The 7,366-nt window shown below is 31.0% G+C and carries 5 protein-coding genes; 4 read left to right on the top strand and 1 reads right to left on the bottom strand.

The window, feature by feature from the left end; translation table 11 throughout:
- Window positions 1-132: 132 nt before the first annotated feature.
- Both KPL37_RS18695 and KPL37_RS20500 read left to right on the top strand, forming a co-directional pair.
- Complete coding sequence (locus KPL37_RS18695) at window positions 133-1,257, top strand: D-alanyl-D-alanine carboxypeptidase family protein (protein WP_216151585.1); 1,125 nt, start codon at window positions 133-135, stop codon at window positions 1,255-1,257.
- Between the two features lie 588 nt (window positions 1,258-1,845).
- On the top strand, window positions 1,846-2,265 hold the full coding sequence (locus tag KPL37_RS20500) for a phosphatase PAP2 family protein (protein ID WP_343216309.1): 420 nt from the start codon (window positions 1,846-1,848) through the stop codon (window positions 2,263-2,265).
- Window positions 2,266-2,309: 44 nt separating this feature from the next.
- Here the strand turns inward: KPL37_RS20500 and KPL37_RS18685 are convergent, their stop codons facing one another.
- Complete coding sequence (locus KPL37_RS18685; RefSeq protein ID WP_216151583.1) at window positions 2,310-4,628, bottom strand: ATP-dependent Clp protease ATP-binding subunit; 2,319 nt, start codon at window positions 4,626-4,628, stop codon at window positions 2,310-2,312.
- A 331-nt stretch (window positions 4,629-4,959) separates the two neighbouring features.
- Here KPL37_RS18685 and KPL37_RS18680 point away from each other — a divergent pair, with 331 nt between their 5' ends.
- Window positions 4,960-5,955 (top strand): sulfide/dihydroorotate dehydrogenase-like FAD/NAD-binding protein, encoded by a 996-nt coding sequence (locus tag KPL37_RS18680; RefSeq protein ID WP_216151582.1) that lies wholly within the window; start codon window positions 4,960-4,962, stop codon window positions 5,953-5,955.
- The gene (locus tag KPL37_RS18675; protein WP_216151581.1) at window positions 5,952-7,229 is read left to right on the top strand and encodes an FAD-dependent oxidoreductase; all 1,278 of its coding nucleotides are present in this window, start codon (window positions 5,952-5,954) and stop codon (window positions 7,227-7,229) included. The genes KPL37_RS18680 and KPL37_RS18675 overlap by 4 nt, the downstream gene beginning before the upstream one ends.
- Window positions 7,230-7,366: the final 137 nt, after the last annotated feature.

Here is a 7,366-nt window from a genome sequence, read left to right as displayed (position 1 = left end):
ACAATTATACCAAATAGAGGGGGTCATTGTTTTTTGTGCTAAAAACAGCTACAATCCTTGCAATAGCAGGGTTTTAAATAAATAAAACAAAGATAGTGTTAACACTATCGAAAAATTAAGAGAGGTGAAATTATGACAAAAAAATTCAAAGCATATTTATCAATATATTTGAGCATTTTTTTATTGTTTACGATTTTAGTTCAAAATGTGCATGCACAGGATCTAAATATTAATGCAATAAGTGCTATAGCGTTAGACTGCGATTCAAAAGTTGTTTTATACGAAAAGAATGCATATACTCCAATTGAAATTGCAAGTACTACAAAGATAATAACTGCACTTGTTGCAATTAAATGTGGAGATTTAAATCAAAAAATAACTATTTCAAAAAAAGCTGCTACTATACGTGGTTCCGAGATAGGCTTAAAACAAGGAGAAGAAATAACATTAAAAGAGTTATTATATGGACTTTTGATGAGATCTGGAAACGATGCAGCAATTGCAATTGCAGAAGGTGTAAGTGGAAGCGTTGATGAATTTTTAAAGCTTATGAATGAGTATGCCTTAGAAATTGGATTATTAAACAGTAATTTTGAATCTCCCCATGGATTAGATAGTAGCAATCATTATTCAACCGCATACGATTTAGCTTTAATAACTGCGAAAGCAAAAGAGGTTAAAACTTTTAATGACATTGTAGGCTCTAAAGATGTTGTTGCTGATGATCATAATTTTACTAGAAGTTATCATAATATTAATAAGATTTTGTCTCTTTTGCCTAATTCAACAGGAGTAAAAACAGGATTCACAGGAAAAGCAGGCAAATGCCTTGTGACTTCTGTGAAAATTCAAAATAGAGATATTATTATTATTACATTAAATTGTACGCCACGATGGAAAGAGACTGAAAAGATAAATAATTATATTGAAAAAACTTATAAATATAAAAAGGTGGTAAAGAAAGGCGATATTTTAGGAAAACTAATTTTAAAAAATGGAGATAAAAATGTAGAAATGGTAAGTAAAAGAGATATTATAGTTCCGGTTAAAAGTGATGCAAAAATTGATGTGAAAATTAAAAAACCGTTATACGAGCTTTATGCACCAATAAGCGAGGGTGAAAAAATTGGAAGAGTAGATGTATATGCAAATAATAAACTTTTATTAACTCAAAGTTTGGTGTCTAAGAACAATGTTAAAAGCAAAACTGATTTTAGACTTAGATTTGATAAAATTAAAAATTTCATTTTACATTAAGAAAGCCACATGTGGCTTTTTTTATTTTGTTTTTTAATAAGTTATATAAATAAACATTGCTAATAGCTTTTTTATAGCTTTTAGAGTGAGCCTAAGAGAAGTGAGATATGTATAAGCTAGTAATGTGAAACGAATTAGTATATCGCTTAAATGGTCTATATACCTTTTTTAATAATATTAAGAAGATGTGATTTTTAAGTAAAATTTATAAATAAGTTTAGAGTGGTTAAATCATCTATTGGGTCACTACAATATTAGTCACATAATATTAACAACTTTATTTTTGTAAAATCATTGAAATAATTGTAATTTTCCGTTAAAATAGTCTTTGAAGAAAGGATTGATTACTTGAAAAATCTTTTTAAAAAGTTCTTGCCACTAATACTTATAGGTTCAGTTCCTTTTTCAAATTTATTTTATTGGACATTAAATAGTACTCATAGAGGTGTTTATAATCTAACTACGGATTTGGATAGGGCTTTGCCACTTATAAAAATTTTTATAATACCCTATATGACTTTATGGTTTTTTTTAGCCTTTTGCTTTGTATATCTGTGCTTTAAAAACAGAAAAGTTTATTATAAAATTATGATTACTTTATTTCTATGTTATGTTGTTGCTTTTATTACGTATTACTTTTTTCAAACTACGGTTATAAGGCCTATAGTTACTGGTAATGATATATTGTCGAAGATGATTTTATTTACCTACAATTCAGATGAACCATATAATTGTTTTCCGAGCATTCATGTTATTACAGCATACTTGGCTGTTAAGGGGATTAACGCTACTAATGCTAGGAAGTCAATTAAAATTCCAGTTAACATAATAGGATTTCTTATTATTATATCTACTGAATTCGTAAAACAACATGTGATAATGGATATATTTTTCGCAATGTTTTTATGTAGCGCGATTTATGACCTAATTATTTATCTAGAACTTCGGTATAATGTTTATAATTCATTAAAAGCATTCAATTTGGATAAACAAGAAATTGAACAATAATAAAAGCTAAAAGCTGCTGAAAATTATTCAGCAGCCTTTAACTTTTATACTATAATGATTTTATCATCTTTTAATTCTACAGATATATTTGAACCCTCGGTAAATTCATTTTGTAGATAATGCTCTGCAATCTCATCTTCAACATATTTTTGAATAGTTCGTCTTAGTGGTCTTGCTCCATATTTATCATCATATCCTTTTTCTAATATAAAGTCAGCTACAGCTTTTGAAACATTCAGTGTAATATTCTTTTCGCCTACTTCCTCAATTACCTCCGTAATCATTAAATCTACGATTTCTCTAAGCTCTTTCTTTTCAAGAGGTGTAAATACAATTATTTCATCTACCCTATTTAAAAATTCAGGTTTAAATGTTTGTTTTAATGCATCCTTTACACGAGCCTCAAGTATTCCGTAATCACCGTTAACAAAGCCAATGTTGCTTGATTTAAACTCAGTACCTGCGTTCGATGTCATTATTATCACGGTGTTTTCAAAGAAAACAGTTCTGCCTTGGCTATCTGTTAGTATTCCGTCATCAAGAATTTGAAGTAACATATTAAATACATCTGGATGAGCTTTCTCTATTTCATCTAGAAGAATTACTGAATATGGTTTTCTTCTGACTTTTTCAGTTAATTGTCCACCTTGATCATATCCTACATAACCTGGTGGTGCGCCAATTAGTTTTGAAACTGTATGCTTTTCCATATATTCAGACATATCAATTCTTATTAGTGCGTCCTCACTTCCAAAAAGCTCACAGGAAAGTGTTTTAACAAGTTCTGTTTTTCCAACACCCGTTGGTCCAACGAAAATAAAAGAGGAGGGTTTTTTCTTTTTTCTAAAGCCTGAACGATTTCGCCTTATTGCTCTAGACAAACTTTTAATCGCTTCATTTTGACCTATAACTCGTTTATGAAGCCTGTTTTCTAAATTTAATAGCTTTTTCGCTTCTTTTTCTGTAATTTTTTGAATTGGAATTTTAGTCCATGATTCAATAACGAAAGCAATATCTTCTATAGTAATTTGAACCTCACTACATGTCTTTTGAGTTTCACTAATATCTTCATTTACTTTGCATAGCTTTGTCCTATATTCAGCAGCCTTTTCAAAATTTCCATTAGCCTCTGCTTCATTTTTCTCTGTTTGAATTCTGATTGACTCCTCTTTGAGTCCTAAAAGTTCAATGAGCCCTTTATTTTTTAGATTTGCTCTAGAACCAGCTTCATCAATTACATCAATTGCTTTATCTGGCAAAAATCTATCAGTTATATATCTCTCAGATAAGGTTACAACTTCTTCAATTACATCATCCGATATTTTTACTTTATGGTAATCCTCATAGTATCCTCGTATTCCTTTTAAAATCTCTATTGTTTCAGCTATAGTAGGTTCCTCAACTAGAACTGGCTGAAATCTTCGCTCTAGTGCTGCGTCTTTTTCTATATATTTTCTATATTCTTCAAGAGTGGTTACACCAATAACTTGTATTTCTCCTTTTGCTAAAGCAGGCTTTAGGATATTAGCTGCATTCATTGCCCCGCCCTGAACCTCACCGGCACCCATAATATTGTGCACTTCGTCAATAACTAATATTATATTTCCATTTTCCTTAGCTTCTTCAATAATCGACTTCATACGGCTCTCAAATTGTCCTCTAAATTGTGTGCCTGCAACTACAGCTGTTAGGTCAAGTAAATAAACTTCAGCATTAAATAATTTTTCTGGAACTTGTTTTTCGATAATCCTTACAGCTAGCCCCTCAGCAATTGCTGTTTTGCCCACACCGGCTTCACCAATTAATATAGGATTATTTTTACCTCGTCTATTTAATATTTGAACCACACGGTCAATTTCTTTATATCTGCCAATGACTTTGTCTACACCGTTTTGTTTTGCTTTGTCTGTTAAGTTTACCCCATATGTATCTAAATGTTTTCGCTTCTTCTTAAACCAGCTTTTTTTTGATTTATCATCTGATGCATTTTTAATTTTTGGGGAAGCTTCAACATCATCCTCTGTAAAATCGTTATTTTTATCGATAGATGAGAACAATCCATTAAAAATGTTACCAATAATATTTTTCTCTTCGCCATTTTTAATGTTCTTATCTGATGGGTTTAAATCATCATGGGCTACATCTTCTAAATTCATGTCGTTAAACATGGTACCCATTTGTTCATTTAAGCTTTCAATATCCTCTGAGGATAATCCAGCTTGCTGCATTAATTGATCCATGACGGGAATCCCCTTTTTTTTAGCACATTCTATACATAATCCTATAGTTTCAGTTTTACCATTTTCAATTTTTGAGGTTAATATCATTGCTATATTTTTTTTGCATATTTCACATAACTTCATTTAAATCATCTCCATATTTTATGATGTATTGAATATTATTATAGTATATCATTTTTTAACAGAAATTGTTCAATATATTCAGATTGTTCATTTTTCATTAGTAAGTATCATTATTTATTGCATTTAAATGGCACCCTCTATTTTATTCTATTATTATACATATATTCCTCTTTAAAAATAGTAAATTATTAGTTTTTTTAATCTTAATATATTATAGTATGCAGTTTTAATATCGGTGTTACAAAAATATGAATAGCCAGATATATTTAATATGCACATTTATTTGCAATTTTACATATTTTAATATAATAGTGCTTAAGGAGGTTATATTATGAGTTATGAGCCCTACGACTGTATTGATGTAGGAAGTGAATTTTGTCCGTGTCATCTTGCTGAAACAGGAGATTGTATATTATGTTCTCAGCTAGCAGGGAAGGATTTTTGCGACTGCTGCAACTTTAATGGAGTATGTATTTATCAAGAGTATGCAACGAATGGTTACAAAGCTAAAGAAAGTAGAAAAAATTATAATTGTAAAATATTAGAGAAAAATAGATTTGAAGACAATGTTATTGTACTTACTGTTTGTGCAAGTGATAAATTAGTAAGTGAATTGGTTCATGTTGGAAGTTATATATTTGTTAGAAGACCGAGTGCAGAGGCTAGGTTTGATACACCAATATCAATAATGGATACTGATACGACAAATAATACCATCAGCATTGCAATAGAACTAAAGGGATCTAAAACTAAAGCATTAGATATGTTGAAAATAGGAGAGGACCTACTCATAAAAGGTCCATTTTGGAATGGTACTTTAGGATTAAAAAACATATATGAAATTAAAAATAGTAAGTGCTTAATTGTAGCAAGGGGAATAGGGCAGGCACCTATGATACCTGTTCTTAAACATTTACATGCAAATAACAATGAAATTATAGTTGTGATTGATAATTCGCCATATAAGAATAGTTTTGTATATGAGTATATAGAAAAATATGCAACAAAGGTTATAGAATGTAACACAATAGGTTCAAATGGAATAATGACGGAGGAATTTAATAATTTATTAAAAGAATTAACTATTAATAATGATATTAGTTTAGTTCATTGTGACGCTGTAGATATACTGAATTATGAGCTGATGAAGAGAGTCGAATTTATAGATAAAAATATTAAATATTCTTGCTGTAACAACGCAAAAATGTGTTGTGGAGAAGGAGTGTGTGGTTGTTGTACAAGAACTAATAACGATCTTAAATTAAGAAGACTCTGTAAAATGCAGACAGAACCTAAATATGTATTAGAAGGGAGGAGAATATTTTGAAGGTTATCATAATTGGTGGTGGATGGTCTGGATGCATGGCAGCAATCACGGCAAAAAGAGCAGGAGCGCAGGTTGCATTATACGAGAAAACAGATATGCTTTTAGGACTTGGAAATGCAGGTGGTATAATGAGAAATAATGGAAGATATACTGCGGCAGAAGAATTGATAGCGCTTGGGGCAGGTGATTTAATTCATGTAACTGATGAGAATAGTAGGCATAAAAATGTTGAATTTCCTGCGCATAAAAATGCCTGGCTTTATGATGTAAATAAAATTGAACCAGCAGTGGTTAAGTGTTTAAAAGACATGAATATAGAATTAAATATGATAACAAGGGTAGTAGATGTTGAAAAAAAAGGAAATAAAATAAAAGGCATATATTTATCAGATGGCAAGTATGTAGAGGCAGATGTATTTATAGAAACTACGGGTTCAACAGGGCCAATGGGTAACTGTTTAAAGTATGGAAATGGGTGTTCAATGTGTGTGTTAAGGTGCCCAGCATTTGGGCCTAGGGTAAGCATAAGTTATAGAGCGGGTATTGAAGATTTAAAAGGGGAAAGGGAAGCAGATGTATATGGAGCATTTAGTGGATCATGTAAACTAGCTAAGTCTTCTTTGGGTGATGACGTTATGAAGGAGCTTAATGAGAACGGAGTAGTTGTTTTAAAAGTACCAGAGGAAGATGTGAATTTAGATAAACTAAAAATGAAAGTATGTCAGCAATATGCACTCAAAGAGTTTGCTGAAAATATGATTTTGCTTGATACTGGCGATGCGAAGCTAATGACCTCATATTATCCACTAGATAAGCTAAGGAAAATTAAAGGCCTTGAAAAAGCAAAATATATAGATCCAATAGCAGGGGGAAAGGGAAACTCCATAAGATATTTATCTGTAGCCCCAAGAACAAACAATATGAGGGTTGTAGGCCTTGATAATTTGTTCTGCGCAGGTGAAAAGGCTGGTTTATTTGTAGGCCACACAGAAGCTATGTCGACAGGTGCTTTGGCAGGACATAATGCTGTACGAAATTACCTGGGAATGCCTCTTTTAATATTACCTAGTGCACTCGCCATTGGGGACTTAATATCCTATGCAAATGAAAAAATGAAATCTAAAGAAGGAAGAAGAAACAGATATACATTTGCAGGAGCAGAATATTTTAAGAGAATGGTAGAACGTGGACTATATACTTTAGATATTGATGAAATTAAGAGGAAAGTTGAGAAATTAAATTTGACTGATATATTTAAAGAAAAACTTATATAGATTAATAATTAAAAGGCTAGCTATGCATAATGTGTACCCTTTGTCAAGGACAATCTAAAAAAAAGTCTACGCTGATTTAAGAAGATGATTTCTGTATTGAACAGGAGTCATCTTTTTTAAACCCCATTGATATCTAA

Source organism: Clostridium frigoris (assembly GCF_018861865.1).
In the GTDB taxonomy this organism is placed as follows: domain Bacteria; phylum Bacillota; class Clostridia; order Clostridiales; family Clostridiaceae; genus Clostridium_AD; species Clostridium_AD frigoris.
Note: the sequence above shows the minus strand (reverse complement) of the source record. Positions and strands in the feature narration are given on the sequence as shown.